The following is a 25728-nucleotide window of genomic DNA, read 5'->3' on the forward strand; positions in this document are numbered from 1 at the left end:
CGACCACAAAAAAGAAAGCCACCCGTTCGCAGTGGGTGGCCTCAACTGTTCTAGTTCGCATGCAGGGGCGCCCCCCTGCTGAGCAGCAATGTAGCGCATGGCCGGCGGCGGCGGAATGCGACACCTTGCCGCAGGGGGGCTACAAGGCGGCGATCACCGCATCGCAGAACTGCGCTGTGCCGGCGCTGCCCCCCAGGTCCGGCGTGCGCTCGCCACCGGCCAGCACCTGCTGGACGGCCTGTTCCAGCCGGTGGGCCGCCTGCGGCTGCTGCCAATGGTGGCGCAACAGCATGGCCAGCGACAGCAGGCTGGCCACCGGGTTGGCCACGCCCTGGCCGGCAATGTCGGGCGCGCTGCCGTGTACCGGCTCGGCAATCGCCACGCCCTGCCCCAGGTTCAGCGACGCCGCCACACCCAGGCCGCCGCCAAATGCCGCCGCCAGATCGGACAGGATGTCGCCGTACAGGTTGGGTGCCAGCAGCACGTCGAACGCCTGCGGCGCCTGCGCCAGTTTCAGCGCGGCGGTATCCACCAGCATTTCGTCTACCTGCAGCTGCGGGTAACGCACCGCCACCTCGCGTGCACAGTCGCGGAACAGGCCGTCGCTCAGCGGCATGATATTGGCCTTGTGCACGATAGTGACGCGGCGGCGCCCGGCGGCGGCAGCCAGCGCAAACGCGCTCTCGGCCACCCGCAGCGACGCAGCGCGGGTAATGCGCTTGATGGCGGTGGCGGTGTCGCCGTCGCTTTGCTCCGCGCCCACGTACAGGTCTTCGGTGTTTTCGCGTACCACCCACAAATCCACCCCCGGCAGGCCGCAGCCAGGCAAGCTGAGGGTTGGCCGCAGGTTGGCGTGGCAGCCCAGCAAGCGCCGCAACTGCACAATGGGCGAGCGGTAGCCGGCCACCGCCCGCGCCGGCGAGCTGACCGCGCCAAACAGCACCGCGCCGCACGCACGTGCCGCCGTCAGCGTGGCGTCCGGCAGCGCCGTGCCCTGCTGCTGAAAGGTGGCCCAGCCGGCGTCGGCGCTGACCGTTTGCAAGGCGGGCAGCAGGTGCTGCAGCACCCGTACTGCCTGCGGCACCACCTCGGCGCCAATGCCGTCACCGGCGATCACGCACAGTTTCATCACTGCTCTCCGTGTTGTTGTTGCAGGGCAACATAGCGCGCCGCGTGTAGGCGTGCAACTACAGGCTGTCCGACACCCTGACAGCCGCGTACGTACTGCGTATCGAGAACTTATATCATTATATAAATTGACCAACATCAAAAAACGCAATAAAGACAGAACCTTTCCGTCCAAGCAGTTATTTGCAAGCTGCGGTAGAATGGCGACTTGATGATTTTTGCCTGTATCCAAAGACAATCCACATGGCTACTCTTTCGACCGAAACCGTCCTGTCCGTCCATCACTGGAACGACACCCTGTTCAGCTTCACCTGCACCCGCGACCCGGGTCTGCGTTTCATCAACGGCCAGTTCGTGATGATCGGTCTGGAAGTGAACGGCAAACCGCTGATCCGTGCTTACTCGGTGGCCAGCGCCAACTGGGAAGAACACCTGGAGTTCTACTCCATCAAGGTACAGAACGGCCCGCTGACCTCGCGCCTGCAGCACCTGCAACCGGGTGACAAGGTGGTGATCTCCGGCAAGCCCACCGGCACCCTGGTGCAGGACAACCTGCTGCCGAACGCCAAGCACCTGTTCCTGCTGGCAACCGGTACCGGCCTGGCCCCGTTCATGTCCATCATCAAGGACCCGGAAGTCTACGACCTGTACGACAAGATCTTCCTGATCCACGGCGTACGCTGGGTCAGCGAACTGGGCTACCACGACTACATCACCAAAGAGCTGCCGGCACACGAGTTCCTGGGCGAGATCATCAGCGAGAAGCTGGTGTACTACCCCACCGTTACCCGCGAACCGTTCGCCAACCAGGGCCGTCTGACCGACCTGATCAAGAGCGGCGAACTGGCACAGCGCCTGGGCATTCCGCAGCTGAACCCGGAAACCGACCGCGCCCTGCTGTGCGGCAGCCCGGCCATGCTGGAAGACACCTGCCACATTCTGGAAGACCTGGGCTTCAAGGAATCGCCGCGCATGGGCGAACCGGGCCACTTCGCCATCGAGCGCGCCTTCGTCGAGAAGTAAGCGCCGGTCTGCGGCCAACCCTGCCACACCCCGCCACGGCGGGGTGTTTTGCTTGGTGCTGCTACCGGCTTATCAGCCCGGCGGCAGGCTGGCCGTGCCATAGCCCAGCCGCGTGGCCACGCCCAGCAGGAAATCCACCACTGCGCGCACCCGCGCCGAACGGTAACGATCGGCGTGGTACACCAGCCAGCTGGTGCCCTGGTAGCGGCCCAGCAGCTGCCAGTCCGGCAGCACCGCCACCAAGCTGCCGTCGTCCAGCGCCTGGCGGGCGGTAAAGTCGGGCAGGCTGGCGATACCCATGCCCCACTCGGCGGCCTCGCGCCGCATCTCGCTGTGGTTGCTGGCGTAGCGGCCGCGCACGTTCACCACTACCCGTTCGTTGTCGCGCACCGCACACCACTCGTCGTCGCCGGCCTGCTCGGCCAGGTGCAGGCAGCTGTGGCGCACCAGCTCGGACGGGTGCTGCGGCGTGCCGTGCTGCGCAAGATAGGCCGGTGCGGCGTACAGCTTGGTACGCACCACCATGAACGGCCGCGCCACGTAGCCGGCGGGCGGGTCGCCCAGCCGCAGCGCGATGTCCACGCCGTCGGCGATCAGGTCGGCCGGCTGGTCGCTTACCTGCAATTCCAGCGCCAACTGTGGATAAGTCTGCAACAAGGCCGGTAGCTGTGGATGAATGATCTGGCGCAAGGCGGCTTTCGGCGCGGCCAACCTCACCCGCCCTGCCACGGTACTGGCGTGCCGGGCGGCGCCGTCGCACGCGGCACGGGCGGCGTCCAGCATGCTGCGCGCGTGGCGTACCACTTCCTGCCCGCCACTGGTCAGCCGTAGCCGGCGTGTGCTGCGCTCCAGCAGCGTCAGCCCCAGTGCCGCCTCCAGCCGCGCCATCTGCCGGCTGACCGCCGACGGCGTGCTGCCCTGCAGCCGTGCCGCCGCGCTGAACGAGCCGGCCTCCACCACGTCCACCAGCACGGCCAGGTCCGGCAGCAGCGGCAGCAGTTCATTTGTTCTCATCGCGCACAAATCCTTTGCCTGAATGGCCGATTATCAGCCTGCATGAGCAGTTTCATACTGGGCCACACCCAAGACAAGGAGAAATCATGCCCACCCGCCGCCCACTGCCACCCGAGTTGCTATTGCTGCTGACTGCCGTGATCTGGGGCAGCAGCTACAGCATGGTAAAGACCGCGCTGGCCTACTACCCGGTGGCCGGCGTCATCGCCATCCGCTTTCTGCTGACCGCCGCGCTGCTGCTGCCGTACTGGCTGCGGCTGCCGGCGCCACAACGCGCCGCCACGGTACGGGTGGCGCTGCCGACCAGCGTCGGCCTGCTGGCCATTTTTCTGGCCGAGACCGCCGGCGTGGCGCATACCAGCGCCGGCAAGGCGGCGTTTCTGGTCAGCCTGTGCCTGCTGCTGACACCGCCGGTGGAATGGCTGTGGCTGGGCAAGCGTCCGGCCGGCAAGCTGTGGCTGGCCGCCATCGTGTCGCTGTTGGGCACCTGGTTGCTTACCGGCATGGCCGGCGGCGGCCTGAACCAAGGCGACGCGCTGATGCTGCTGGCGGCGCTGATCCGCGCCTTCCAGAGCTGTTTGGCGACGCGGCTGACCGCCGGCAAAGGCATCGACATGCTGGGGCTGACCGCGGTGCAAGGCCTGCTGGTGGGCGCCGCCGCGCTGGCGCTGGGCCTGCTGCAGCCGGGCGGGCTGCCGGCTTTGCCGCTGCAGGCGGACTTCTGGCTGCCGATGCTGTTCCTGACGCTGTGCTGCACGCTGTTTGCGTTCTGGGCGATGAACCGCGCGCTGGCAGCCACCAGCCCCAGCAAGGTGGCGCTGCTGCTGGGTAGCGAACCGCTGTGGGGCGCGCTATTTGCGGTGAGCTGGCTGGGCGAGCCGCTGGCCGCCAGCGGCTGGCTGGGCGGGCTGATGATCGCCGGCGCCGCCTTGTGGCTGGCGTGGCCGGCCAAAACCTCGCCAGCGGTGTGACAGGCCAAGCGGGTCAGTAGGGTTTGTCGCCCAGGATGGTGGCGCGGTGCATGATGCGGTGCGCTGGGCGGTAGTCGTCCACTGCGTAATGCTGGGTGACGCGGTTGTCCCAGAACGCCACGTCGCCCGGCTGCCAGCGCCAGCGCACGCTGTATTCCGGCTTGGCAAAGTGGGCAAACAGGAACTGCAGCACGGCCTGGCTTTCCGCCGGCTCCAGCTCGTTGATGTGGGTGGTAAAGCCGTCGCTGACAAACAACGCCTTTTCACCAGTTACCGGGTGGGTACGGATCACCGGGTGCACCACCGGCGGTGTCTTGCGGCGCGTTTCCTCGTAGTTGGCCAGCGCTTCCGGCGTATTGCCAAAGCGCGACAGCGGGAACGATTTGGTGAAATCGTGCGTGGCGGTCAGGCCGTCCAGCAGCTGCTGGAAGTAGGGCGACAGCCCGCGCCAGGCGGCGGTGCCGCTGGCCCACAGCGTATCGCCGCCGTACTCGGGCAGCTTGCGCGCCACCAGTACCGAGCCCAGCGGCGGGGTGTCGATAAAGGTAACGTCGGTATGCCAGATCGCGTTGTCGCGCAGGTCGTTCAGCGCGGTGTCCAGCACCATGATCTGCGGTGTGTCGTCGATCTTCGGGTACAGCGGGTGAATGTGCAGGTCGCCAAACCAGGCGGCAAAGTCGCGCTGCTGCTGCGGGCTGACCTCCTGGCCACGGAAGAACAGCACCTGGTGCTGCAGCAGGGCATCGCTGATGCGCTGGCGTAGCTCATCGTTCAACGGCGTCGAAAGGTCAAAACCTTCCACAATGGCCCCCAGCGCCGGGCTGAGGCGGGTAAAGCGCAAGCTCATGACTACTCCTTAATGGGTCTGGCCGTGCCAGGGGGTAAGGCGACGCTGCAGGCGGCGCAGGCCCAGCTCCAGCGCAAAGGCCACCAGGGCGATGACGATGATGCCCAGCACCACCACGTCGGTAACCAGAAACTGGGCGGCGGACTGGATCATGAAACCCAGGCCACGGGTAGCGGCGATCAGTTCGGCGGCCACCAGCGTGCTCCAGCCGGCGCCCAGGCCGATGCGGATGCCGGTGAGGATATCGGGCAGGGCACCGGGCAGAATCACGTAGCGCAGCAGTTGGCCGCGGCTGGCACCCAGCGACAGCGCCGCCTGCTGGCGTACAGTGCTGACGCTGCCCACACCGTGGGCGGTGGCAATCAGCACCGGCGCCAGAATGGCCAGGAAAATCAGCAATACCTTCGACAGCTCGCCAATACCGAACCAGATCACGATCAGCGGCAGGTAGGCCAAGGGCGGTAGCGGGCGGTAGAACTCGATCAGCGGGTCCAGCAGGTGGCGTACGCGCGGGTAGGTGCCAATGGCAATGCCCAGCGGAATGCCGACGGCGACGGCGGCCAACAGCGCCAGCACGATGCGTTGCAAGCTGGCCCACAGGTGTTGCTGCAGTGTCGCGTCCATGTAGCCGCTGCTGACCAGGGTGCCGAATTTGGCCAGCACATCGCCGGGGGGCGGCAGGAATAGCGCCGGCACCAGGCCACTGGCGGTGATGGCCCACCACAGCAAGGTGAGGCTGCCGATGCTGATCAGGCTCCATTGCGTGGGGGAAAGCGGGCGGCGCGGGCGCTGGGCGGCCGGCAGCGTATCGGGGATACGGATCAGGGCAGGGTCGTTGGCAGACATCAGGCGGCCTCCGCTTGGCGTTGGGCAAACAGGCTGCGCAGCAGTTGCTCGCGCAGGGCAATAAAGGCCGGGTCGGACTTGATGGCGCGCACGTCCTCGCCGTCGCGGTAGCGCTGGCTGAAGCCGGGGCGCAAGCGCTGCACGATGCGGCCGGGGCCGGGCGACATCAGCACCAGCTCGGTAGCCAGAAACAGCGCTTCCTCGATGTCGTGGGTAATCAGGAAGATGCCGCGCCCGGCGTGCTGCCATACCGACAGCAGCAGTTGCTGCATCTGCTCGCGGGTAAAGGCGTCCAGCGCGCCGAATGGCTCGTCCATCAGCAAGATCTTGCTCTGGCTGGCGATGGCGCGGGCAATGCCCACGCGCTGGCGCATGCCGCCGGACAGCTGCCAGGTGTGCTTGCGGCCAACCTCGGCCAGGCCCACCAGCTGCAGTGTGTCGGCGACCACGCGCTCGCGCCGGGCCTTGTCCACGCCTTGCAGCTTCAGGCCGAAGGCCACGTTGTCGGCCACGTTCAGCCACGGCAGTAGCGCGTCGTGCTGGAATACCACGGCGCGCTCTACGCCTGGCGCGTGCACCGGTTGGCCGTCAAAGCTGACGCTGCCTTCGCTGGGGGCGATAAAGCCTGCCAGCACGCCCAGCAGTGTGGACTTGCCGCAGCCGGACGGCCCCAGCGCCACCACCAGATCGCCTTCGCCCAGCTGCAGCGACACGTGCTGCAGCGCCGGGCTGGCCTGACCGGGGTAGGTCACCCCCAGATTGTGTGCTTGTAGCAGGCTCATGCCGGTTCCCCGCTTACTTTTGCGCCGCAGTGACGAACTGGTTGGTCACAAACGGGGTGTAATCCGGCTGCAGGCTGTCTACCTTGCCTTGCGACTTCAGGAAGGCGGCGGTATCGGCCACCGCTTTCACGAACGGTTTTTGCAGCAGCGCGCTTTGCTCTTTCAGCGACGGGTATTTGTTGCCAGGCAGCAAGGCGGCCACTTCTTCCGGCTTGCTGCCGGTGAGGCGGGCAATCTTCTCGACGTTGGCCGCATCATTGGCAAACGCTTTCGGGTCTTTGTTGTAGCGGTCGAATACGGCACCGGTAACCTTGGCGAACTGCTTCAGGAAGGCCGGGTTTTTCTCTGCAAAGTCCTTGCGCACGATCCACAGGTCGTAGGTGGGGGCGCCCCATTTGCTGACTTCAGCCGAGCTGGTCAGCACCTTGCCGCTGGCTTTCACTTTGCCCAGCGCCGGTTCCCACACATAGGCGGCATCGATATCGCCACGCTGCCAGGCAGCAGCAATCTCGCTGGGGCGCAGGTTGAGGATGTTCACCTTGCTGGCGTCCACTTTCCAGTGTTTCAGCGCGGCGAGCAGGCTGTAGTGGGTGGTGGACACGTACGGTACGGCCACTTTTTTGCCGATCAGGTCGGCCGGCTTGTTGATATTGCTGCCATTGCGCACTACCAGCGCTTCTGATTCGCCGATAACGCCGGTGATCAGGAAGGTCTGGATCGGCAGGCCACGGCTGGCGGCGGCGGCCAGCGGGCTGCTGCCGATATTGCCGATCGGTACGTCGCCGGACGCCACGGCCGCCACCACTTCGGCGCCGCTTTCAAACTTGCGCCAGTTGATCTTGGCGCCGGTGGCTTTCTCGTACTCGCCATTGGCTTGCGGCACCTTGGACGGGTCGACGCCGGTCTGGTAGGCGATGGTAACGTCTTCGGCCACGGCCAGGCCGGAAGCAAAGGCAAGCGAAACGAACAGCGCGGTGAGGGTCGGGCGGGTCATGGCAATATCCTTGTGTGTGCTGGTGTGATGGCACCATTAAAAAGAAAAGCCAGCGCTGCTGGAAATAAGGAATGCCGCAATCGATATCTATGCTTTTTTATAAAGCTATCCAGGTATTTGAATAAAGTGCAGGGGCTTGTTTTGCAAAGATAAAATGCCGGATTTTCTTATTGGCGCAGAACTTATCGGAATTGCTTATATAGGTTATGGATAAAAGCGCCTACAGTGGGTGCATTGCGCGCTTATTGAATACCGAGAATGAAACGCTTTAAACAAAGCAAAGTGGTGCCGGCCGGTTTTGATCCGGCATTACTGCAGTACTGTCAGACCTTGCTGGCCAATCAGCCAGGTGGCCATCGGCTGGGCTGGAATGATCGCGAGGTGTTTGCGGCTTTTGACGGTTGGTGGCTCACCAGCGAGTGCTTCCCGGTGGCGCAGCCGCAGGCCGATGGCTACCAGGCGGTGTATATGGCGGCACGGCTGCGCATTCACGGCCAGTTCGGGCAGACCTTGCCGGCGGACTGGCTGTTTGCCATGAACTACGCCGAAAGCAAGGCGGTGGCGCTGCTGAAGCTGATCCGTATCCTGCATCTGCTCAATCATCTGGGCCGCAACGGTCGGGCGCTACCGCTACGTATCGACCTGGACCCGCGCATCTGCCACGCCTTCAGCGACCGCATCGTCGACTTCACTACCCAGCTGCTGCAAGGCCTGGGCCTGGCCAGCAGCCAGGTGCTGTTTTTACTGTTCATCGACCGCGATACCACCGACGTTGGCCGCGCCCTGATGCAGCGTTACCGCGAGCACGCCCATCACGTAGGGCTGGGCGGTTTTGGCGAAAGCCAGCACGACCTGCACCGGCTGTGGTTGCTGGAGCCGGACTTTGTCTGCCTGGCACCGCGTTTCATCCGGCGCGCCATCATGTACCCGCAGGTGCGCGAGCAGCTGCTGCAGCTGATGCCACAGCTGGTAGAGCAGGGCTATGTGCTGGGGGTGGAGGAAATCGTCTGCGGCAATATGCTGGGCATCGCCCGTCAAATGCGCGCCCGCTTTTATGCCGGGCAGTGGGTGACAAGGCAATTGGTAACAGATACGGCACCACTACCAATAGAAACCGTCGAGCCTGCCATTATCACCCCACCACCAGCAGCCTGATCACGCTGCCAAATAATCAACCCCGGCGTGCCGGGGTTGATTTATTTAGCGCCCGCAGCGGGCACTGGCAAATGTATTTAGCGGGTAATGATCTGGTCAAAAATGGCACCATCGTCAAAATGCACTTTTTGCGCCTTGGCCCAGCCACCAAAAACCTGGTCGATGGTAAACAGTTTCACTTTGGCAAACTTGCCGGCGTATTTGGCCGCTACTTTCGGGTCGCGCGGGCGGTAATAGTTGGCCGCAGCCAGTTCCTGGCCTTCCGGGCTGTACAGGTATTGCAGATAGGCTTCTGCCACCTTGCGCGTACCGCGCTTGTCTACCACCTTGTCCACGATGCTGACTGAGGGCTCGGCCAGGATGGAAATGGACGGTACCACGATGTCGAACTTGTCCGGGCCCAGCTCCCTGCTAGCCAGGTAAGCTTCGTTTTCCCACGAAATCAGTACATCGCCTATGCTGCGCTGCGCAAAAGTGATCAAAGAGCCGCGGGCACCGGAATCCAGCACTTTGACGTTCTGGTAAATCTGCTTCACCAGCTCACGAGCCTTGGCGTCATTACTACCAGGCTGTTTCAAGGCATAGCCCCAGGCCGCCAGGTAGTTCCAGCGCGCACCGCCACCGGTTTTCGGGTTAGGCGCGATGACCTCTACGCCCGGACGGGCGAGGTCGTTCCAGTCCCTGATGGCTTTCGGGTTGCCCTTGTGCACCAGGAACACGATGGTGGAGGTGTATGGCGTGCTGTTGTGTGGCAGGCGGCTTTGCCAGTTGGCCGGCACCAGGCCGCCGTTCTTGTGCAGCTCGTCGATATCGTTGGACAACGCCAGCGTCACCACGTCGGCTTCCAGGCCGTCTATCACCGAGCGTGCCTGCTTGCCGGAGCCACCATGCGATTGCTTCACGCTCACGGTTTCGCCGGTTTTGGCTTTCCAGTATTTGGCAAAAGCCACGTTGAAGTCCTGGTATAGCTCGCGGGTAGGGTCATAGGACACGTTCAGCAGGCTGACATCCGCCAGCGCCAACGGTGACAGCAGGGAAACCAGCAGGGTAGAAACAAGCGTACGGCGTAGCGTCATGGTGTACTCCTTATGGTGATGCTGGCAGTGTACGGACCGGCCTCGCCACACCGAACCAATTAAAGCTGATTTGCATATCGATTAGCCGGCAAAAGAAGCGGAACAAAAAAGCCCGGCCACTAAGTGGCCGGGCGGAGCACGCAGCGTTGCTTAGCGGCGTGCCAGACGGTGCAGCACGGCCACCAGGGTGTCGACTTCTTCGCAGGTGTTGTAGAACGCCAGCGACGGGCGCACGGTGGCTTCCAGGCCGAAGCGGCGCAGGATGGGCTGCGCGCAGTGGTGGCCGGATCGTACCGCGATGCCTTCCTGGTTCAGCGCGCGGCCAACCTCTTCGGTGCGGTAACCCGGCAGCACGAAGGACAGCACGCTGGCCTTGTTGGCCGCGGTACCGATCAGCCGCAGGCCCGGCACGCCTTGCAGGCCGTGCGTGGCGTACACCAGCAGGTCATGCTCGTAGCGCGCGATATTGTCCAGGCCAATGCGCTCCACGTAGTCGATGGCGGCGCCCAGGCCCACAGCGTCGGCAATGTTGCCGGTGCCGGCTTCGAACTTGTTGGGCGCCGGCTGGTACAGCGTCTTCTCGAAGGTGACGTCGGCAATCATGTTACCGCCGCCCTGCCACGGCGGCATGCTGTCCAGCAGCGCCGCCTTGCCGTACACCACGCCGATGCCGGTGGGGGCAAACACCTTGTGCCCGGAGAACACGAAGAAGTCTGCGTCCAGCGCCTGCACATTGACGCGCAGGTGCGATACCGACTGTGCGCCGTCCACCAGCACACGGGCACCGGCAGCGTGCGCCAGCGCGATGACCTCGGCCACCGGGGTGACCGTGCCCAGCGCGTTGGACACCTGGGTGATGGCCACCAGCTTGGTACGGCTGTTCAGCAGCTTGCGGTACTCGTCCAGCAGCAGCTGGCCGCTGTCATCTACCGGAATCACGCGGATACGCGCGCCCACCCGTGCCGCCAGTTGCTGCCACGGCACGATGTTGGCGTGGTGCTCCAGGTTGGACACGATGATCTCGTCGCCGGCCCCGATGTTCTGCTGGCCCCAGGTATTGGCTACCAGGTTGATGGCCTCGGTGGCGCCACGCACAAAGATGATCTCGTCCGGGCTGCCGGCGCCGATGAAGCGTGCCACTTTGTTGCGGGCGGCTTCGTAGGCGTCGGTAGCGCGTGCGGCCAACTCGTGGGCGGCACGGTGGATGTTGGAGTTCTCGTGCTGATAGAAGTACGAGATACGGTCGATCACCGATTGCGGCTTGTGCGTGGTGGCGGCGTTGTCCAGCCAGATCAGCGGCTTGCCGTTGACGCGCTCGGCCAGGATGGGAAAGTCGCGGCGTACCGCATTCACATCAAAGCCGTGCTGGTGGCTGGCCACCTGGCGGTCGAAGTCCGGTGCCTTGTCCAGCCGCGTCACCGGTTCCAGAAAGTAGTACTGGCTGGTGGGGGCGGCGGCCGGGCTGGCCGGCGCTGCCGGCTGGCGGCCAGCAGCAGGCTACGCAGGAAGTCTTCGCCGGGCAGGCCGAACGACTGTGCGGTAACACGGTCGTCCACACCGGGCAGCGGCGCGGCCTGGGTGCTGCCGGCCAGCTCACCGTAACGGCCTGCTTCGCTAACGAAGTAGTACGGCGACGAGGCTGGTGCACCACCCGCCGACGGAGCCGACGGCTGCGCTGCGGCCAACTGCGGCATGGCAGCGGCGTAGCCTTGCGGCACCGCGTAGGCAGCGTCGTCGCGCAGGCCGCTACCGGCTGCTGGCGCGGGTGCGCTTGCCGGCAACGGCTGTATGGCCGGTGCAGCAGCAGGCGATGGCGGCGTCAGGCTGCCGGTGTCCGGCGGTGTTTCACCCGGCAGTGCGCTGAAGAAGGCGTTGGCCAGCCGCGCCAGGTCGGCAACGTCCGGCAGGCCATCCGGTTTACTTGTAAGTGTCTGGATAGTCATGGTACTTGCCAATCTCCACGTCTTCGAGCACGGCCAGCGCATCTTCGGTCAGCACGGCCAGCGAGCAATACAGCGAAATCAGGTAGGAGGCGATGGCGTTGCGGTTGATGCCCATGAAGCGTACCGACAGGCCCGGGCTCTGTTCGCCGGCCAAGCCCGGCTGGTACAGGCCTACCACGCCCTGGCGCTTGTCGCCAACGCGCAGCAGCAGGATCTTGGTTTTACCGTTTTCGTCGATCGGCAGTTTGTCGGACGGAATGATGGGCACGCCGCGCCAGGTGATGAACTGGGAACCGAACAGGCTGACAGTCGGCGGCGGAACGCCACGGCGGGTGCACTCGCGGCCGAAGGCGGCAATGGCCAGCGGGTGGGCCAGGAAGAAGCCCGGCTCTTTCCACACCTTGGTCAGCAGCTCGTCAAAGTCGTCCGGGGTCGGGGCGCCGGTCAGCGTGCTGATGCGCTGGCTGTCGTCCACGTTGGCCAGCAGGCCGTATTCCGGGTTGTTGATCAGCTCGGATTCCTGACGCTCCTTGATGGTTTCGATGGTCAGGCGCAGTTGTTCCTTGATCTGGTCGTGCGGGCTGCTGTACAGGTCGGACACACGGGTGTGCACGTCCAGCACGGTGGTTACTGCGTTCAGGAACAGCTCACGCGGCTGCTCTTCGTAATCAACGAAGGTTTGCGGCAGTTCGGACTCGTCGCGCTGCGAGCACGCCACGCGCACGCCGGCGGCGTTCTTCACGCGGTTCAGGCGGAAGATACCAGCCTCTACCGGCGTCCATTGCAGCAGGTGTACCAGCCAGCGCGGGCTGATGGTGGACAGCTGCGGTACGGTTTTGGTGGCATTCGCCAGCTGGCGGGCGGCGTTGTCGCCCAGTGCCTGTTTGACATCCTGATGTTCAGCCATGATGGTTCCTTGTTACGGGTTGCGGGAAAGAATGGGGCGCGTTAGCGCACGGCTTGCGGCGTCCCGGTGATGTTCTGGCTATTGGCCTGGGTTATGTGACTGCCCGGCAGCGCGTCGCGCGTCAGCCAGACGTTGCCGCCGATAGTGGCGCCCTGGCCGATGGTGATGCGGCCCAGCAGCGTGGCGCCGGCGTAGATCACCACGTCGTCTTCCACGATGGGGTGGCGCGGCTGGCCTTTTTCCAGCTTGCCGTCGGCGTCGCTGGCAAAGCGCTTGGCGCCCAGCGTAACGGCCTGGTACAGCCGTACCCGCTCGCCGATGATGGCGGTTTCGCCAATCACCACGCCGGTGCCGTGGTCGATGAAAAAGCCCTTGCCGATCTGCGCGCCGGGGTGGATGTCGATGCCGGTGTCGGAGTGCGCGATTTCGGCAATGATGCGTGCCACCAGCGTGGCCCCGGCGCGGTACAGGTAGTGCGCCAGGCGGTGATAAAGAATGGCGCTGATGCCGGGGTAGCACAGCAGCACCTCGTCCACGCTGCGCGCGGCCGGGTCGCCGATATAGGCGGCGTGCACGTCGGCATCCAGAATGCGGCGCAGCCGGGGCAGCTCGGCGGCCAGGCCACGGGCGATGATCACCGCGTTCTGCTCGCTCTTGGCGTCGCTCAGGCCTTGCAGCCGGGCGCTATAGCTCAGTTCCAGCTGCAGCTGCTTTACCAGCGCGTCCAGCACCTGCGCCAGCGTGTGGCCAACGTAGAAATCCTCGCCGCTTTCGTTCAGGTCCGGCGGCCCCAGCCGCATCGGAAACAGCACGCCGGACAGCGCCTCCACGATGTCGCGCAGTGCCTCGCGCGACGGAAACTCGCGCCCGCCCAGCTCGCGGGTGCGGCCATGCGCCTTGCGCCAGTCCTGGCGGGCGTTACGCAGCTCGCGCACCACGCCTTCGATATCCCAGTTTTGCTGTTGGCCGCCAAACGACAGCCAGCTTTTTGCTCGGTCATTCATGTGATCTGCTCCCGCAGTGGGTTAATCCTGTTGCCATGGCAGGCCACGCAGCCGCCAGCCACCTAGGTCGCCACGGCGTTGCTGTGTATCCAGGTCGCCCTCGAGGCCTTCCAGTACATTGAAAACCTGGCTGAAACCGGCAGCGGCGGCGGCTTCGGCGGCAGCCGCCGAGCGCTTGCCGCTGCGACACAGCAGCACGATGACGCGGTCTTTGCCACCGGCCTTGCTTTCCAGCTCGCGCAGGAAGCGCGGGTTTTTGATCAGGGCAGTACCGGTTTGCCACGCCACGTGCAGCGAGCCGGGCACGTGGCCGACAAACTTGCGTTCCTCCACCGTGCGTACGTCTACCAGTGCGGCGACGCCTGCCTCGACCAGCGCCCAGGCTTCTTGCGGGTACAGGCAGCCCGGGTAGGCCAGGCCGGCTTGCTGGGCGCGTTCGCGGCCGGTAGCCAGCAGGGTGTCGGGGTTGACGGGCAGGGAGGTGATCTGGGTGCTGACAGCTTGTGTCATGGTGTTCTCCGTGCAGGGCGTGTTTCGGTTGCAGAGCCACTATACGGCGGCCGTTCAGCCAGCCTAACCAAGAAAATCAGCTGTCATTTCCGCTATTTCTCATAAGGGCAAACCGAGGGCGCAGGCGATTGGCCAGTGCCCGTCGTGCGGGGCAACATCGTAGGCGGGCGTGCCGGTGGCGGGCGGACGCGGTGGCGTGGGGGTATGCAAGGTGCCGCAGTGCGAAGGGTGCCAAATGGCATATGGCTAGCACGCGATAGTGCATAAGCTCTGCGGTTTTATTTGGTTTGAGGCGAAAAATGTCCCCCGTAGACTGGCCTGGTAGCCATGAAAGGAGCCATGCCATGCGCGCCATGATTGTAGGTGGGGACAATGTCGATGCGACCCGTCGTGCCTTGCTGGCGGACGGCTTTAGTGAAGTGGTGCACTGGAGCGGGCGCAAGCACAGCGACCTGAAACGTGCCGTGCCGGCAGGCATCGGCCACATGGTCATCATGCTGGAGTTCGTGAACCATAACCTGGCGCGCCGCATGAAGCAGGTGGCCCGCACGCAGCGCATCAGTGTGGCCTATATCGGGCGCAAGGGCCTGGATAGCGAGGTGGCCACACGCCTGCGGCCAACCTTGAATTAAAGCCGGTAGCGCACCTGACGCTGGCATGCAAAAGCGCCCTGCCCGTTTAACGGCCAGGGCGTGCTGCTGATGGCTGGCAAGCACGCCATCTGTCTGCTTGCATGCGGCGCGCTTCAGGCCGGCAGCGCCTGCGCCGCCAGTAAGCGCGGCGACGGCACACCGTACAGATAGCCCTGCAGCAGGTCGGCGCCAGCGTCCAGCGCCAGCGCCTGCTGCACCGGCGTTTCGATGCCCTCGCACACCACTTGGGCGCCCAGGTCCTGGATCAGCCGCACCAGCACCGGCAGCACCTTGGCCGCACGCGGGTTCTGCGCTGCCTGCGCCGTCAGGCTGCGATCGAGCTTGACGATGTCCGGCTCCAGCGCCCACAGGCGGTCGAAGTTGGAATGGCGGGCACCGAAATCATCGATGGCAATGCGGAAACCCTTGGCCTTGTACGCGGTAATGGCCTGCTGCAGCAAGGCCAGGTCATCGACGCTGGATTCGATGATCTCCAGCACCACCTGTTGCGGCGCCAGCCCGCAGTAAGCCAGCAACGCTTCGAAGGTAGCGCCGTGGCGGCCGCTGGCAATGCCCAGCAGATGGCGGCCGTTGACGTTCAGGTACAAAGCCTGCAGTTGCGGCTGCTGGGTCAGGAAGTTGACGCTGTGGATGACGCGGCACAGCCGGTCCACGCCGATCACGTTGTGGCTGTCGTCCAGCGCGGCAAAAAAGCGGTCCGGCGCGATGCGCCGCCCCTGCGGGTCGCTGACGCGCAGCAATGCTTCGTAGGCCACCGCGCGTTGCTGGCGGTCGAACAAGGGCTGGTAGTGGCTGTCCAGCCGCAGCTGGCCCAGACGACCGAAGGCACCGTCGTCGTCAAAGGCCAGCTGCGGCCCGACGCCGTGCTGCGAACGGCCCCAGATCTCGAAATAGCTGACCAGCCGTTGCAGATTCACGCCATGCCTCGCAAGAAAAAAGGAAAGCGGCCACGGTTGGCCGCAAGGGCTGCCCCGCCCGCTGGCAGGCGGGAGCCATGCTGTGCCTTATGCAGGTACTCAGTCCTGCACTGCCGGCAGCAGCGCCTGGCGCACGCTGTCTTCGTCCAGCGCGGCCGAGCACAGCTCGATAAAGCGGTAGGCGTAGCTGCGCAGGTAGTGGCCGCGCCGAATGGCCACGCGGGTGGTCTGGTGGCCAAACAGCGGCGCGCCTTCTACCACGCGTACCTGGCTGTCGCGCTGCGCGTCCACCGCCATCGAGGCGATGATGCCGACGCCCAGCTCCAGCTCCACATAGGTCTTGATCACGTCGGCGTCCAGCGCCGCCATCACGATGTCCGGCGCCAAGCCAGCGTCGGCAAAGGCGCGGTCGATCTGGGCGCGCCCGGTAAAGCCCTGGTGGTAGGTGACGATCGGGTACTCGGCCAGCGTGTCCAGCGACAGCGTTTGCCCGTGCAGCGGGTGCTCGGGCGGTGCGATCACCGCGTGGTGCCAGCTGTAGTACGGGAAGGACACCAGCTCCGGCACCTCGGCCACCGCTTCGGTGGCGATGCCGATGTCGGCCTCGCCGGCCAGCAGCAGGCGCACCAGCTCGTCCGGGCTGGCCTGGTGCAGCACCAGGTGCACTTTGGGGAAGGCTTTCTTGAACGCGGTCACCACCTTGGGCAGCGCGTAGCGCGCCTGGGTGTGGGTGGTGGCGATGGTGAGCTGGCCCTCGTCGCGCAGGCTGAACTGCTCGGCCAGGCGCTTGATGTTGCCGGCGTCCAGCAGCATGCGTTCCACGATCACCAGCAGCTCCTTGCCGGGGTCGGTCAGGCCCAGGAAGCGCTTGCCCTTGCGGATGAACAGCTCCACGCCCAGCTCGTCTTCCAGGTCCTTGATGTGTTTGGATACGCCAGACTGCGAGGTAAACAGCGCGTTGGCCACCTCGGTCAGGTTGAAGTTCTGGCGCACCGTTTCACGGATGATGCGAAGTTGCTGAAAGTTCATGCGGCACCTGCGGTGTCGGGTTGGGCAAACACGCGCACGGCGCGCGGTTGCAGGCGCACGGTCTGGCCTGCGGCCAACTGTGCCACAAGCGGGTTGGCCGCGTGCAGTTCTACATCAAAATGCTGGCCGGCCACGTCGGCCAGGCCATCTAGTTCGACGCGGGTCAGCGCGCCCAGTGTCAGCACGCGGCTGATACGCGCCGGAATACCGCTGGCGTCCGCCTGCAGCACGATGTCCAGCTCATGCGGGCGTACGAAGGCAACGACCTTGTCGTGCGCCGGCTGCGCCTCACCGGTAAGGGTACTGGCGCCCACGGCGATGCCGCCGGCGCTGCTGCTGCCTTCAAAGCGGTTGGCCGCGCCCAGAAAGCCGTACACGAACGGCGTGGCCGGATGGCGATACACTTCGGCCGGGCTGCCGATCTGCTCGACGCGTCCGTGGTTCATCAGCACCACGCGGTCGGCCACTTCCAGCGCTTCTTCCTGGTCGTGGGTCACGAAAATAGAGGTGATGTGCAGCTCGTCGTGCAGGCGGCGCAGCCAGCGGCGCAGCTCTTTGCGCACCTTGGCGTCCAGTGCGCCGAACGGCTCGTCCAGCAGCAGTACGCGCGGCTCTACCGCCAGTGCACGGGCCAGTGCAATACGCTGGCGCTGGCCGCCGGACAGCTGCGCCGGAAAGCGGTCGGCCAGCCAGTCCAGCTGTACCAGGTTCAACAGCTCATGCACCTTGCGCTTGATCTCGGCTGTGGACGGACGTTGGCCGCGCGGCTTCATGCGCAGGCCGAAGGCCACGTTGTCGAACACGGTCATGTGGCGGAACAGCGCGTAGTGCTGGAACACAAAGCCCACCTGGCGCTCGCGCACATGGGTGTCGGAGGCATCTTCACCGTCCAGCAGCACCTTGCCGCTGTCGGCTTGTTCCAGGCCGGCGATGACGCGCAGCAGCGTGGTCTTGCCGCAACCGGACGGGCCCAGCAGCGCCACCAGCTCGCCGGCGGGGAAGTCCAGGGTCAGATTGTCCAGCGCCACGAAGTTGCCGAACGCCTTGTGAATGTTTTGTACCTGAATGCTCATCTCAATCCTCCTGCACCAGGCTGTTGCTGGCACGCCATTCCACCCAGCTCTTCACCGCCAGCGTCACCAGCGCCAACAGGGCCAGCAGCGACGCCACGGCAAAGGCAGCCGCGAAGTTGTACTCGTTGTAAAGAATTTCCACATGCAGCGGCAGGGTGTTGGTTTCGCCACGAATGTGGCCGGATACCACCGATACCGCGCCGAACTCGCCCATCGCCCGTGCATTGCTGAGGATCACGCCGTACAGCAGCGCCCAGCGCACATTGGGCAGCGTTACGTGCCAGAACACCTGCCAGCCACGGGCGCCCAGTACCACAGCGGCTTCTTCTTCCTCCCGCCCCTGCGCCTGCAGCAGCGGAATCAGCTCGCGCGCCACGAACGGCACGGTCACAAACACGGTGGCCAGCACAATGCCGGGCACGGCAAAAATCACCTTGATATCGTACGCCAGCAACCAGGGGCCAACCCAGCCGTGGCTGCTGAACACCAGCACGTAGATCAGGCCGGCCACCACCGGCGACACCGAAAACGGCAGGTCGATCAGCGTAATCAGCAGTTGTTTGCCGCGGAAGTCAAAGCGGGTGATGGCCCAGGCAGCGGCCACACCGAATACCAGGTTCAGCGGTACCGAGATGGCGGCGGCCAACAGCGTCAGCTTCACCGCCGACAGCGCGTCCGGCTCTACCAGCGCGGTAAGATAAGTGTCCCAGCCTTTGGCCAGCGCTTCGACAAACACCACAATCAGCGGCAGCAGCAAGAACACCACAAAGAAAGCCAGCGCCACGGTAAGAATGGCGGCTTTAACCCAGGGCGCCTCACGCGTGGCCTGGCGGCTTTCCAGCAGCGCAGCCTTGTCATGCTGCGCGCCCAGCTTGGATACGGCACCAGCCATCATGCACTCCTTCCGTGGCGGCGTGCCTGCCACGCCTGCAAACCGTTAATGGCCAGCAGCAACAGGAACGACACCACCAGCATCACGCTGGCAATGGCCGTCGCGCCGGCGTAATCGTACTGCTCCAGCTTGCTGATGATCATCAGCGGGGTAATTTCCGACACCATCGGGATGTTGCCAGCAATGAAGATCACCGAACCGTACTCGCCCACGGCGCGGGCAAAAGCCAGCGCAAAACCGGTCATCATTGCCGGCTGCAACACCGGCAGGATCACGTGGCGGAAGGTCTGCCAGCGGTGCGCGCCCAGGCTGGTAGCGGCTTCTTCCAGCTCGGTTTCCATGTCTTCCAGCACCGGCTGCACGGTACGCACCACAAACGGCAGGCCAATGAACACCAGCGCCACCAGCACGCCTAGCGGGCCGAACGCCACCTTGATGCCCAGCGGCTCCAGGTACTGGCCCAGCCAGCCGTTACCGGCGTACAGCGCGGTCAGCGCAATGCCGGCTACTGCGGTCGGCAGTGCAAATGGCAGGTCCACCAGCGCGTCCACCAGCTTCTTGCCGGGAAAGCGGTAGCGCACCAGCGCCCACGCCAGCAGCAGGCCGAACACGCTGTTGATGGCGGCGGCCAACAGCGCCATGCCGAAGCTCAGCCGGTACGAGGCCAGCACGCGCGGCGCGGTAACGGCCTCCCAGAACGCCTCCAGCGGCATACTGCTAGCGCGAATGAACACGGCTGACAGTGGGATCAGCACAATCAGCGACAGATAAGTCAGGGTGTAACCTAGCGTCAGACCGAAGCCGGGCAACACGCGGGGTAGCGTAGCGGCGCGGCTCATGGGCAATGTCCTTGCAGTAGCAACATGGTGGTATCCGGTGGTTGATATAACGAGAGACAGCATATTGGCCGCTGCCTTATTCCAGAAATAAAGATTTCTTCGTTACTTATTCAATAAACAGCAAAGACAAGGCGGGTACTGGCAGGCGACACGGATGATCCAGGCTGCGCTGCAAAGTGCAGTTGCCTAGCAATCGCCAAGCGGCAGCTGCGCCGCCAGCCGTGCCAATGCAGCCAGTAAAGGCGCCAACTCGGCCAGGGCATCGCGGCCTTGCAGCACATACAGGCGCGCCTGCCATGCTGCTGCCAGCGAGGCCGCCAGCGTCAAACGTGGTTGGCGGGCGTCAGGACGATGGCAGGCCACCAGTGCGGGGAACGGCAACGGCCTTTCAAGACGGGCGTCGCCGTCGGGAGAAAGCAGCAAGGCGGCACGGCAACGCGGGTCGGCTTGTACGGCCCGTAAGGCCGGCAGGCAAGCTTGCCCGTGCGCCAGCAAGATGAAGGACGGTGTACTGCCAGGTGGCAAAGCAAGGGGTAAGGCTGCTGCTGGCGCCCCCTGCCCAGCAGTAGCCAGCGCAGCATCCAGCAAAACACCCTGCCGGCGCGCCAGCGCCAGCAGGGTGTGTCCATCTGGCTGGCCAGGCTCAGCCAGTACCAGCAAGGGCAAGGATGAGGGCATCAGCGCACCAGAATCTGGTCGAACACGCCACCATCGTCAAAGTGGGTCTTCTGTGCCTTTGCCCAGCCGCCAAACACCTGGTCGATGGTGAACAGGTTGACCTTGCTGAACTTGGCGGCGTACTTGGCAGCCACCTTGGCGTCACGCGGGCGGTAATAGTTGGCCGCAGCAATCTCTTGGCCTTCCGGGCTGTACAGATACTGCAGGTAGGCTTCGGCCACCTTGCGGGTGCCGCGTTTGTCTACCACCTTGTCTACCACACTCACCGGCGGCTCGGCCAGAATCGACAGCGACGGGGTAACGATGTCGAACTTGTCCGGGCCCAGCTCCTTGGCTGCCAGATAGGCTTCGTTTTCCCACGCCAGCAGTACGTCACCAATGCCGCGTTGGGTAAAACTCACCAGCGAACCGCGGGCACCAGAATCCAGCACCTTCACGTTCTGGAAGACTTTCTTCACGAAGTCCTTGGCCTTAGCATCGTTGCCACCCGGCTGTTTCAGCGCGTAGCCCCAGGCCGCCAGGTAGTTCCAGCGCGCGCCGCCGGAGGTTTTCGGGTTCGGCGTCACCACTTCCACGCCCGGGCGGACCAGGTCTTTCCAGTCCTTGATGGCTTTGGGGTTGCCCTTGCGCACCAGGAACACGATGGTGGAGGTGTATGGTGCCGAGTTGTTGGGCAGGCGCTTTTGCCAGGTCGACGAAATCAGCTTGGCTTCGGTGTTCAGCGCGTCCACGTCGTAGCCCAGCGCCAGCGTCACCACATCGGCCTCCAGGCCGTCGATCACGGCGCGCCCCTGCTTGCCGGAGCCACCGTGCGATTGCTTGATGGTGACGGTTTCACCGGTCTTGGCTTTCCACTGCTTGGCGAAGGCAGCGTTGAAGTCCTGGTACAGCTCGCGGGTCGGGTCGTAGGACACGTTGAGCAGGGTCACGTCGGCCAGAGCGTGGCCGGCCAGGGCAAACAGCAGGGTGGTGGCAGTAGCAAGGCGGGTAAGGCGCGTCATGGTGTATCCCCATCAGTGAGAGTGCGATGGGGCAAATCTAGCCAAACCAGGCGCCAGCCTGAACCAAGAAAATCTGCATTGCTTATCACGCATGCTTCGATAAGCAATGCAGCTTGCGGCCAACTAGCGCTGCAACAAGGCCGGCAAGGCGCCCACATCGGCCAGGTAGTGCACCGCCATCACCTTGCCGTTTTGCAGTGCCAATACCGTGAGCTTACCGGCTTCCCGCGGCAACATTGCTACGTTGGCCGCATCGCGCGCGAGCCACACCGCAAACGGCAGCTCGCGCATGGCCGGCACCGCAAACAGCCGCGACACCAGCGCCGGCATGCGGCTGATGTCGGCCACGTACACCACGCCATCGTGCTGCGCCGCCGGCAAGGCAGCCAACACCGGGTGCAGCGCGTCGCTGACGGCGCGGTCGTGGCTGAACAGCAGCCAGCGCGTGTCGCTACTTAAGGTGTGGTTTTTATCGAACTGGTCGGCCAGCGCCAGCGGCGGCAGCGTATCGCCCACCGCAAGCTTGGCCGCCATGGCAGCAGGGTTCAGCAACAGGCACAGCGACAACAGGGCAAACAGGCGGCGCAGCATGGCAGGGCTTTCAGATGAGAATGGCTCGCATCATATCGCCAAACCGTGCAGGCTGGCCATCCGCCACAGCGCCGCCAGCAAGGCCAGCGCCATCGCCGGCAGGCCCAGCAACCAGCGCGGCAGCCAGTGCTGCGGCACAAAGCCGACGCCGCGCACCAGCCCCGCCGACATCGCCCACATCAGCAACATGGCCGCCGGGTGGTCGGCCAGCCCTTCTGGCGTGGTGAGCCACTGCGGCTGCAGGCTGATGCCCAGCATCAGCCCTACCCCCAGCAGCAAGGCCAGCGGCCGGGTGCGCGCCGGCTCAGACACCGCCCTGCTCCGGCACGCCGCGCTGGGTGCGGTCTTGCTCGTACTCGCCCCACATCGCGTTCAACACCCCCAACAGCACCGCAAAGCCGATGCCCAGTACCCAGGCGAAATACCACATGATGTTTCCTTTCGATCCAGCGTTCTTAATCCAGTGCCTGGCAAAGCTGCTTGCCCGGCTGCGCCACCGGCTGGCACTGCCCGGCAAGCCAGGCCGCTACCGCCAGCAGCGGCTCGCGTTCCTGCGTTTGCGCCAGCGTAATGCCGGCTGCGGCCAACCTTTGCGCCAGCCCCTGCCCGCCACCGGCGGCCAGGATGACCTGACAGTCGGCCAGCGGGTGACCGAGCAGACTGGCCTGGCGCAACATGGCGCTGGCCGGCAGTAACAGCAGCTGCGGTTCCGCCAGCCCGCGGCTGTCCACCAGCACAAAGCGGGTGCACTTGCCAGGGTGGGCACTCACCTCGCGCCCGTTCTGACAACACACGGCGATCTTCATGGCTACCCTCTCAGTAGGCGCTATGGCTGTTTTCACGCACATAGTCGGCGGTGACTTTGCCGGCCATCACGCGGTAAGCCCAGCGCGTATACAGGATGATGATGGGCATGAAGATCAAGGTTGCCCCCAGCATCAGCCCCAGCGTCAGGTGGCTGGACACGCTATCCCACACCGTGAGGCTGGACGCCAGATGGCTGGAGGACGGCATGATGAAAGGGAACAGCGAGATGCCGGCAGTACCGATAATGCCGGTCAGCCCCAGCGCACTGGCCCAGAAGCCGGCAAAGGTGCGGCCAACCCTGGCCAGCAACAGCGCGCCGATCAGGCCGGCGTAGCCCAGCAGCGGCAGCAGCATGGTGAGCGGCCAGCGCTGGTAGTTGGCCAGCCAGGCACCGGCTTCACGCGCCACGGTTTTGGCCAGCGGGTCCGGCAGCGCGCCGGTTTGTACCGCCGAGGTGATGGCGTAACCATCGATGCCCATGGCCAGCCAAATGCCGGCGCCGCTAAACGCCAGCAGCGCTACCAGCACGCTGCCGTGCAACGCACGGCTGGCGCGGGCCTGGATGGCGCCTTCGGTACGGTGCATCAGGTAAACCGCACCGTGGGCGGTAATCATGGCGCTGGACACCACGCCGCACAGCAGCCCAAACGGGTTCAGCAAGGCCCAGAAGCTGCCCTCATAGTACGGCACCAGGTTGTTATCGAAATGGAACGGCACCCCCTGGAACAGGTTGCCGAAAGCCACGCCGAAGATCAGCGGCGGCACAAAACCGCCGATGAACAGGCCCCAGTCCCACACCTTGCGCCAGGCGGGGTTATCGATCTTGCTGCGGTAGTCAAAACCCACCGGGCGGAAGAACAGCGCCCACAGCACCGCCAGCATGGCCCAGTAAAAACCGCTGAACGCGGTGGCGTACACCAGCGGCCAGGCGGCAAAGATGGCGCCGCCACCGGTGATGAACCACACCTGGTTGCCGTCCCAGTGCGGGCCGACGGTGTTGATCACCACGCGGCGCTCCACGTCGTCCTGCCCGACAAAAGGCAGCAGCGTGCCCACGCCCATATCGTGGCCGTCCATGATGGCGAAACCGACCAGCAGCACGCCGACCAGCCCCCACCAGATGATTTTCAGGGTTGTGTAATCCAGCATGATGACTCCTTAGTGAGCGGGGGCTTCGTTGGCGTAGCGGCCGGTACCCAGGCTGCCGGGGCCCTGGCGGGCAAAGCGCACCATCAGGTACATCTCCACGCACAGCAGTACGGTGTAGAAGCCGACAAAACCGGCCAGCGAGCCGTACAGCGACGCTTCAGACAAGGTGGACACCGACAGCCGCGTCGGCAGCACGCCGTAGATCGTCCACGGCTGGCGGCCGTACTCGGCCACAAACCAGCCCACCTCGCAGGCCACCCACGGCAGCGGCAGGCTGTACAGCGCGAACTTCAGCAGGCGACGGTTGGCCGCAAAGCTGCCGCGGATCGACGCCCACAGCGCCCAGCCAAACAGGCCCAGCATGGCCACGCCCAGCGCCACCATCAGGCGGAAGCTCCAGAACATCGGCGCCACTTTCGGGATGGTGTCGCGCGCGGCGGCGTCAATCATCGCCGGCGTAGCCTGCGCCACATCGTCGGTATATTTCTTCAGCAGCAGGCCAAAGCCCAAGTCGGCCTGGTGCGCTTTCAGCTGTGCCTGTGCCGCTGTGTCGTGGCGGTTGACGCGCAGTGCGTCCAGCGCCACCACTGCCTGCTGGCCGGACACAATACGGGCACGGTTGGCCGCCATGATGTCGTGAATACCGGGGATTTCCTTGCTCACCGAGCGGGTACCGATCAGGCCCATGACCCACGGTATTTCGATGGCCCAGTCGTTTTTCATTTCGGCCTCGTTCGGCCAGGCAATCACGTTGAAGGCGGCGGGGGCCGGCTCGGTGTGCCACATCGCTTCCATGGCGGCCAGCTTGGTCTGTTGCGATTCGCCTACCGAATAGCCGGACTCGTCGCCCAGCACGATCACCGAGCACACGCTGGCAAAACCGAACGCGGCGGCAATGCGGAAGCTCTTCTTGGCAAATTCCACGTCACGGCCGCGCAGCAGGTACCAGCTGGAAATCGACAGCACGAACATGGCACCGGTAACGTAGCCGGCCGACACGGTGTGCACGAACTTGGCCTGTGCCACCGGGTTGAACACCACTGCCCAGAAGTCGGTCATTTCCATGCGCATGGTGTGGTAGCTGAACTCGGCGCCCACCGGGTTTTGCATCCAGCCGTTGGCGATGAGAATCCACAGCGCCGACAGGTTGGTACCAATCGCCATCAGCAGCGTCACCAGCAAATGCTGCTTGCGCGACAGGCGGTCCCAGCCAAAAAAGAACAGGCCGATCATCGTAGATTCGAGGAAGAAGGCCATCAGGCCTTCGATGGCCAGCGGCGCGCCGAAGATATCGCCCACGTAGTGCGAGTAGTAGGCCCAGTTGGTACCGAACTGGAATTCCATGGTGATGCCGGTGGTCACCCCCAGCGCAAAGTTGATGCCGAACAGCTTGCCCCAGAACTTGGTCATGTCCTGGTACACCTGCTTGCCGGTCATCACCCACACCGTTTCCATGATCACCAGCAGCCACACCATCCCCAGCGTGAGCGGCACAAACAGAAAGTGGTACATCGCCGTGGCGGCAAACTGCAGCCGCGACAGGTCCACAACATTATCGAGCATGTTCTTCTCCTGATTGACGGGCGGCCGTGGCCGGCGCCGCGACCATACTGGCCATCGCCTGCGTATCCACCTGCACCCGCTGCGGGGCGATGAAGGCATGCCACAAGCCGTACAGCACGGCCAGTTTCAGTACGATCACCCACGCCAGTTCGCGGCGCAGGCGGCGGTCTTCCGGTAACACGATGCAGCCCTCCCTGAGCAAAGGCCGCCGGCAAACCATGCCAGCAACAGGGTTAAAGTGTGCTGCTGCGGCCAACCCGCCGGAATGTGACACGTTGCCGCAGCCTGCCCGGCTTATCGCAAGCCGCATGCCATGCCCGAAGCCGGCAAAATGCA

30 protein-coding genes are annotated in these 25728 nt (G+C 64.5%); 4 read left to right on the forward strand and 26 right to left on the reverse strand.

Features of this window, described 5'->3' with window-relative positions; translation table 11 throughout:
• Positions 1 to 139: 139 nt before the first annotated feature.
• The gene (locus tag ACK4FZ_RS05510; protein WP_409818658.1) at positions 140 to 1129 is read right to left on the reverse strand and encodes an isocitrate/isopropylmalate dehydrogenase family protein; all 990 of its coding nucleotides are present in this window, start codon (positions 1127 to 1129) and stop codon (positions 140 to 142) included.
• A 242-nt stretch (positions 1130 to 1371) separates the two neighbouring features.
• On the opposite strand from ACK4FZ_RS05510, the gene ACK4FZ_RS05515 reads away from it, so the two are divergent.
• Entirely contained in the window at positions 1372 to 2151 is a 780-nt protein-coding gene (locus ACK4FZ_RS05515) for a ferredoxin--NADP reductase (RefSeq protein WP_409818660.1), read from the forward strand.
• A 72-nt stretch (positions 2152 to 2223) separates the two neighbouring features.
• Here ACK4FZ_RS05515 and ACK4FZ_RS05520 read toward each other — a convergent pair whose 3' ends face one another.
• A complete protein-coding gene (locus tag ACK4FZ_RS05520) occupies positions 2224 to 3165 on the reverse strand; it encodes a LysR family transcriptional regulator (protein ID WP_409818661.1) in 942 nt (313 codons plus the stop codon).
• 86 nt (positions 3166 to 3251) lie between these two features.
• Here ACK4FZ_RS05520 and ACK4FZ_RS05525 point away from each other — a divergent pair, with 86 nt between their 5' ends.
• On the forward strand, positions 3252 to 4136 hold the full coding sequence (locus tag ACK4FZ_RS05525) for a DMT family transporter (RefSeq protein WP_409818662.1): 885 nt from the start codon (positions 3252 to 3254) through the stop codon (positions 4134 to 4136).
• Positions 4137 to 4149: 13 nt separating this feature from the next.
• Here ACK4FZ_RS05525 and tauD read toward each other — a convergent pair whose 3' ends face one another.
• Genes tauD through tauA form a run of 4 tightly spaced genes read right to left on the reverse strand, consistent with a single transcriptional unit; the run spans position 4150 to position 7605 of the window.
• A complete protein-coding gene (tauD, locus tag ACK4FZ_RS05530; protein ID WP_409818663.1) occupies positions 4150 to 4983 on the reverse strand; it encodes a taurine dioxygenase in 834 nt (277 codons plus the stop codon).
• 9 nt (positions 4984 to 4992) lie between these two features.
• Entirely contained in the window at positions 4993 to 5829 is an 837-nt protein-coding gene (gene tauC / locus ACK4FZ_RS05535; protein WP_409818664.1) for a taurine ABC transporter permease TauC, read from the reverse strand.
• Entirely contained in the window at positions 5829 to 6611 is a 783-nt protein-coding gene (tauB, locus tag ACK4FZ_RS05540; protein WP_409818665.1) for a taurine ABC transporter ATP-binding subunit, read from the reverse strand. The genes tauC and tauB overlap by 1 nt, the downstream gene beginning before the upstream one ends.
• Before the next feature lie 13 nt (positions 6612 to 6624).
• Positions 6625 to 7605 carry a taurine ABC transporter substrate-binding protein gene (tauA, locus tag ACK4FZ_RS05545; protein WP_409818666.1) on the reverse strand — a complete coding sequence of 327 codons (981 nt, stop codon included), beginning with the start codon at positions 7603 to 7605 and terminating at the stop codon, positions 6625 to 6627.
• Between the two features lie 258 nt (positions 7606 to 7863).
• Here tauA and ACK4FZ_RS05550 point away from each other — a divergent pair, with 258 nt between their 5' ends.
• Complete coding sequence (locus tag ACK4FZ_RS05550; RefSeq protein WP_409818667.1) at positions 7864 to 8760, forward strand: EAL domain-containing protein; 897 nt, start codon at positions 7864 to 7866, stop codon at positions 8758 to 8760.
• Between the two features lie 77 nt (positions 8761 to 8837).
• Here the strand turns inward: ACK4FZ_RS05550 and ACK4FZ_RS05555 are convergent, their stop codons facing one another.
• The 6 genes from ACK4FZ_RS05555 to ACK4FZ_RS05580 all read right to left on the reverse strand — a co-directional run bounded on the left by ACK4FZ_RS05555 (position 8838) and on the right by ACK4FZ_RS05580 (position 14200).
• Positions 8838 to 9836, reverse strand: a complete 999-nt coding sequence (locus ACK4FZ_RS05555) for a sulfate ABC transporter substrate-binding protein (RefSeq protein WP_409818669.1) — start codon at positions 9834 to 9836, stop codon at positions 8838 to 8840.
• A gap of 150 nt (positions 9837 to 9986) precedes the next feature.
• Positions 9987 to 11255 carry a family 2A encapsulin nanocompartment cargo protein cysteine desulfurase gene (locus ACK4FZ_RS05560; RefSeq protein WP_409818670.1) on the reverse strand — a complete coding sequence of 423 codons (1269 nt, stop codon included), beginning with the start codon at positions 11253 to 11255 and terminating at the stop codon, positions 9987 to 9989.
• Positions 11252 to 11779, reverse strand: coding sequence for a hypothetical protein (locus tag ACK4FZ_RS05565; RefSeq protein ID WP_409818671.1), 528 nt, complete (start codon positions 11777 to 11779; stop codon positions 11252 to 11254). Before ACK4FZ_RS05565 ends, ACK4FZ_RS05560 begins: the two co-directional genes overlap by 4 nt.
• Positions 11754 to 12686: a family 2A encapsulin nanocompartment shell protein gene (locus ACK4FZ_RS05570; protein WP_409818673.1), complete on the reverse strand. Its 933-nt coding sequence runs from the start codon at positions 12684 to 12686 to the stop codon at positions 11754 to 11756. The genes ACK4FZ_RS05565 and ACK4FZ_RS05570 overlap by 26 nt, the downstream gene beginning before the upstream one ends.
• A gap of 41 nt (positions 12687 to 12727) precedes the next feature.
• Positions 12728 to 13690, reverse strand: a complete 963-nt coding sequence (gene epsC, locus ACK4FZ_RS05575) for a serine O-acetyltransferase EpsC (RefSeq protein WP_409818674.1) — start codon at positions 13688 to 13690, stop codon at positions 12728 to 12730.
• 21 nt (positions 13691 to 13711) lie between these two features.
• Positions 13712 to 14200 carry a rhodanese-like domain-containing protein gene (locus ACK4FZ_RS05580; protein ID WP_409818675.1) on the reverse strand — a complete coding sequence of 163 codons (489 nt, stop codon included), beginning with the start codon at positions 14198 to 14200 and terminating at the stop codon, positions 13712 to 13714.
• Positions 14201 to 14544: 344 nt separating this feature from the next.
• On the opposite strand from ACK4FZ_RS05580, the gene ACK4FZ_RS05585 reads away from it, so the two are divergent.
• A complete protein-coding gene (locus ACK4FZ_RS05585; protein ID WP_409818677.1) occupies positions 14545 to 14832 on the forward strand; it encodes a hypothetical protein in 288 nt (95 codons plus the stop codon).
• 113 nt (positions 14833 to 14945) lie between these two features.
• Here the strand turns inward: ACK4FZ_RS05585 and ACK4FZ_RS05590 are convergent, their stop codons facing one another.
• The 14 genes from ACK4FZ_RS05590 to cydP form a co-directional block, all read right to left on the reverse strand.
• The gene (locus tag ACK4FZ_RS05590) at positions 14946 to 15770 is read right to left on the reverse strand and encodes an EAL domain-containing protein (protein ID WP_409818679.1); all 825 of its coding nucleotides are present in this window, start codon (positions 15768 to 15770) and stop codon (positions 14946 to 14948) included.
• A 99-nt stretch (positions 15771 to 15869) separates the two neighbouring features.
• Positions 15870 to 16799: a CysB family HTH-type transcriptional regulator gene (locus ACK4FZ_RS05595; protein ID WP_144373287.1), complete on the reverse strand. Its 930-nt coding sequence runs from the start codon at positions 16797 to 16799 to the stop codon at positions 15870 to 15872.
• Positions 16796 to 17872, reverse strand: a complete 1077-nt coding sequence (locus tag ACK4FZ_RS05600; protein ID WP_409818682.1) for a sulfate/molybdate ABC transporter ATP-binding protein — start codon at positions 17870 to 17872, stop codon at positions 16796 to 16798. The genes ACK4FZ_RS05595 and ACK4FZ_RS05600 overlap by 4 nt, the downstream gene beginning before the upstream one ends.
• A 1-nt stretch (position 17873) precedes the next feature.
• Entirely contained in the window at positions 17874 to 18764 is an 891-nt protein-coding gene (cysW, locus tag ACK4FZ_RS05605; RefSeq protein ID WP_409818684.1) for a sulfate ABC transporter permease subunit CysW, read from the reverse strand.
• Positions 18764 to 19603 (reverse strand): sulfate ABC transporter permease subunit CysT, encoded by an 840-nt coding sequence (gene cysT / locus ACK4FZ_RS05610; protein ID WP_409818687.1) that lies wholly within the window; start codon positions 19601 to 19603, stop codon positions 18764 to 18766. The genes cysW and cysT overlap by 1 nt, the downstream gene beginning before the upstream one ends.
• Before the next feature lie 186 nt (positions 19604 to 19789).
• Positions 19790 to 20281, reverse strand: coding sequence for a hypothetical protein (locus ACK4FZ_RS05615; RefSeq protein ID WP_409818689.1), 492 nt, complete (start codon positions 20279 to 20281; stop codon positions 19790 to 19792).
• Positions 20281 to 21282 (reverse strand): sulfate ABC transporter substrate-binding protein, encoded by a 1002-nt coding sequence (locus ACK4FZ_RS05620; RefSeq protein WP_409818692.1) that lies wholly within the window; start codon positions 21280 to 21282, stop codon positions 20281 to 20283. Before ACK4FZ_RS05620 ends, ACK4FZ_RS05615 begins: the two co-directional genes overlap by 1 nt.
• A 123-nt stretch (positions 21283 to 21405) precedes the next feature.
• Complete coding sequence (locus tag ACK4FZ_RS05625) at positions 21406 to 21873, reverse strand: hypothetical protein (RefSeq protein ID WP_409818694.1); 468 nt, start codon at positions 21871 to 21873, stop codon at positions 21406 to 21408.
• A 30-nt stretch (positions 21874 to 21903) separates the two neighbouring features.
• Positions 21904 to 22185: a cyd operon YbgE family protein gene (locus ACK4FZ_RS05630; protein ID WP_409818697.1), complete on the reverse strand. Its 282-nt coding sequence runs from the start codon at positions 22183 to 22185 to the stop codon at positions 21904 to 21906.
• Positions 22178 to 22303, reverse strand: a complete 126-nt coding sequence (gene cydX / locus ACK4FZ_RS05635) for a cytochrome bd-I oxidase subunit CydX (RefSeq protein WP_409818700.1) — start codon at positions 22301 to 22303, stop codon at positions 22178 to 22180. Before cydX ends, ACK4FZ_RS05630 begins: the two co-directional genes overlap by 8 nt.
• 25 nt (positions 22304 to 22328) lie before the next feature.
• Positions 22329 to 22679 (reverse strand): NifB/NifX family molybdenum-iron cluster-binding protein, encoded by a 351-nt coding sequence (locus ACK4FZ_RS05640; RefSeq protein WP_409818703.1) that lies wholly within the window; start codon positions 22677 to 22679, stop codon positions 22329 to 22331.
• Positions 22680 to 22689: 10 nt separating this feature from the next.
• Entirely contained in the window at positions 22690 to 23829 is a 1140-nt protein-coding gene (gene cydB / locus ACK4FZ_RS05645) for a cytochrome d ubiquinol oxidase subunit II (RefSeq protein WP_409818705.1), read from the reverse strand.
• A gap of 9 nt (positions 23830 to 23838) precedes the next feature.
• A complete protein-coding gene (locus ACK4FZ_RS05650; protein ID WP_409818708.1) occupies positions 23839 to 25392 on the reverse strand; it encodes a cytochrome ubiquinol oxidase subunit I in 1554 nt (517 codons plus the stop codon).
• Positions 25382 to 25573 carry a cytochrome oxidase putative small subunit CydP gene (cydP, locus tag ACK4FZ_RS05655; protein ID WP_144373275.1) on the reverse strand — a complete coding sequence of 64 codons (192 nt, stop codon included), beginning with the start codon at positions 25571 to 25573 and terminating at the stop codon, positions 25382 to 25384. Before cydP ends, ACK4FZ_RS05650 begins: the two co-directional genes overlap by 11 nt.
• Positions 25574 to 25728 lie beyond the last annotated feature (155 nt).

This window comes from Vogesella sp., assembly GCF_046297735.1.
In the GTDB taxonomy this organism is placed as follows: domain Bacteria; phylum Pseudomonadota; class Gammaproteobacteria; order Burkholderiales; family Chromobacteriaceae; genus Vogesella; species Vogesella urethralis.

What these genes read in the sequence shown, in the direction of transcription:
- ACK4FZ_RS05510 (WP_409818658.1), bottom strand. Translation starts at nt 1,129, where the DNA reads ATGAAACTGTGCGTGATCGCCGGTGACGGCATTGGCGCCGAGGTGGTG.
- ACK4FZ_RS05515 (WP_409818660.1), top strand. Translation starts at nt 1,372, where the DNA reads ATGGCTACTCTTTCGACCGAAACCGTCCTGTCCGTCCATCACTGGAAC.
- ACK4FZ_RS05520 (WP_409818661.1), bottom strand. Translation starts at nt 3,165, where the DNA reads ATGAGAACAAATGAACTGCTGCCGCTGCTGCCGGACCTGGCCGTGCTG.
- ACK4FZ_RS05525 (WP_409818662.1), top strand. Translation starts at nt 3,252, where the DNA reads ATGCCCACCCGCCGCCCACTGCCACCCGAGTTGCTATTGCTGCTGACT.
- tauD (WP_409818663.1), bottom strand. Translation starts at nt 4,983, where the DNA reads ATGAGCTTGCGCTTTACCCGCCTCAGCCCGGCGCTGGGGGCCATTGTG.
- tauC (WP_409818664.1), bottom strand. Translation starts at nt 5,829, where the DNA reads ATGTCTGCCAACGACCCTGCCCTGATCCGTATCCCCGATACGCTGCCG.
- tauB (WP_409818665.1), bottom strand. Translation starts at nt 6,611, where the DNA reads ATGAGCCTGCTACAAGCACACAATCTGGGGGTGACCTACCCCGGTCAG.
- tauA (WP_409818666.1), bottom strand. Translation starts at nt 7,605, where the DNA reads ATGACCCGCCCGACCCTCACCGCGCTGTTCGTTTCGCTTGCCTTTGCT.
- ACK4FZ_RS05550 (WP_409818667.1), top strand. Translation starts at nt 7,864, where the DNA reads ATGAAACGCTTTAAACAAAGCAAAGTGGTGCCGGCCGGTTTTGATCCG.
- ACK4FZ_RS05555 (WP_409818669.1), bottom strand. Translation starts at nt 9,836, where the DNA reads ATGACGCTACGCCGTACGCTTGTTTCTACCCTGCTGGTTTCCCTGCTG.
- ACK4FZ_RS05565 (WP_409818671.1), bottom strand. Translation starts at nt 11,779, where the DNA reads ATGACTATCCAGACACTTACAAGTAAACCGGATGGCCTGCCGGACGTT.
- ACK4FZ_RS05570 (WP_409818673.1), bottom strand. Translation starts at nt 12,686, where the DNA reads ATGGCTGAACATCAGGATGTCAAACAGGCACTGGGCGACAACGCCGCC.
- epsC (WP_409818674.1), bottom strand. Translation starts at nt 13,690, where the DNA reads ATGAATGACCGAGCAAAAAGCTGGCTGTCGTTTGGCGGCCAACAGCAA.
- ACK4FZ_RS05580 (WP_409818675.1), bottom strand. Translation starts at nt 14,200, where the DNA reads ATGACACAAGCTGTCAGCACCCAGATCACCTCCCTGCCCGTCAACCCC.
- ACK4FZ_RS05585 (WP_409818677.1), top strand. Translation starts at nt 14,545, where the DNA reads ATGCGCGCCATGATTGTAGGTGGGGACAATGTCGATGCGACCCGTCGT.
- ACK4FZ_RS05595 (WP_144373287.1), bottom strand. Translation starts at nt 16,799, where the DNA reads ATGAACTTTCAGCAACTTCGCATCATCCGTGAAACGGTGCGCCAGAAC.
- ACK4FZ_RS05600 (WP_409818682.1), bottom strand. Translation starts at nt 17,872, where the DNA reads ATGAGCATTCAGGTACAAAACATTCACAAGGCGTTCGGCAACTTCGTG.
- cysW (WP_409818684.1), bottom strand. Translation starts at nt 18,764, where the DNA reads ATGGCTGGTGCCGTATCCAAGCTGGGCGCGCAGCATGACAAGGCTGCG.
- cysT (WP_409818687.1), bottom strand. Translation starts at nt 19,603, where the DNA reads ATGAGCCGCGCCGCTACGCTACCCCGCGTGTTGCCCGGCTTCGGTCTG.
- ACK4FZ_RS05615 (WP_409818689.1), bottom strand. Translation starts at nt 20,281, where the DNA reads ATGCCCTCATCCTTGCCCTTGCTGGTACTGGCTGAGCCTGGCCAGCCA.
- ACK4FZ_RS05620 (WP_409818692.1), bottom strand. Translation starts at nt 21,282, where the DNA reads ATGACGCGCCTTACCCGCCTTGCTACTGCCACCACCCTGCTGTTTGCC.
- ACK4FZ_RS05625 (WP_409818694.1), bottom strand. Translation starts at nt 21,873, where the DNA reads ATGCTGCGCCGCCTGTTTGCCCTGTTGTCGCTGTGCCTGTTGCTGAAC.
- cydX (WP_409818700.1), bottom strand. Translation starts at nt 22,303, where the DNA reads ATGTGGTATTTCGCCTGGGTACTGGGCATCGGCTTTGCGGTGCTGTTG.
- ACK4FZ_RS05640 (WP_409818703.1), bottom strand. Translation starts at nt 22,679, where the DNA reads ATGAAGATCGCCGTGTGTTGTCAGAACGGGCGCGAGGTGAGTGCCCAC.
- cydB (WP_409818705.1), bottom strand. Translation starts at nt 23,829, where the DNA reads ATGCTGGATTACACAACCCTGAAAATCATCTGGTGGGGGCTGGTCGGC.
- ACK4FZ_RS05650 (WP_409818708.1), bottom strand. Translation starts at nt 25,392, where the DNA reads ATGCTCGATAATGTTGTGGACCTGTCGCGGCTGCAGTTTGCCGCCACG.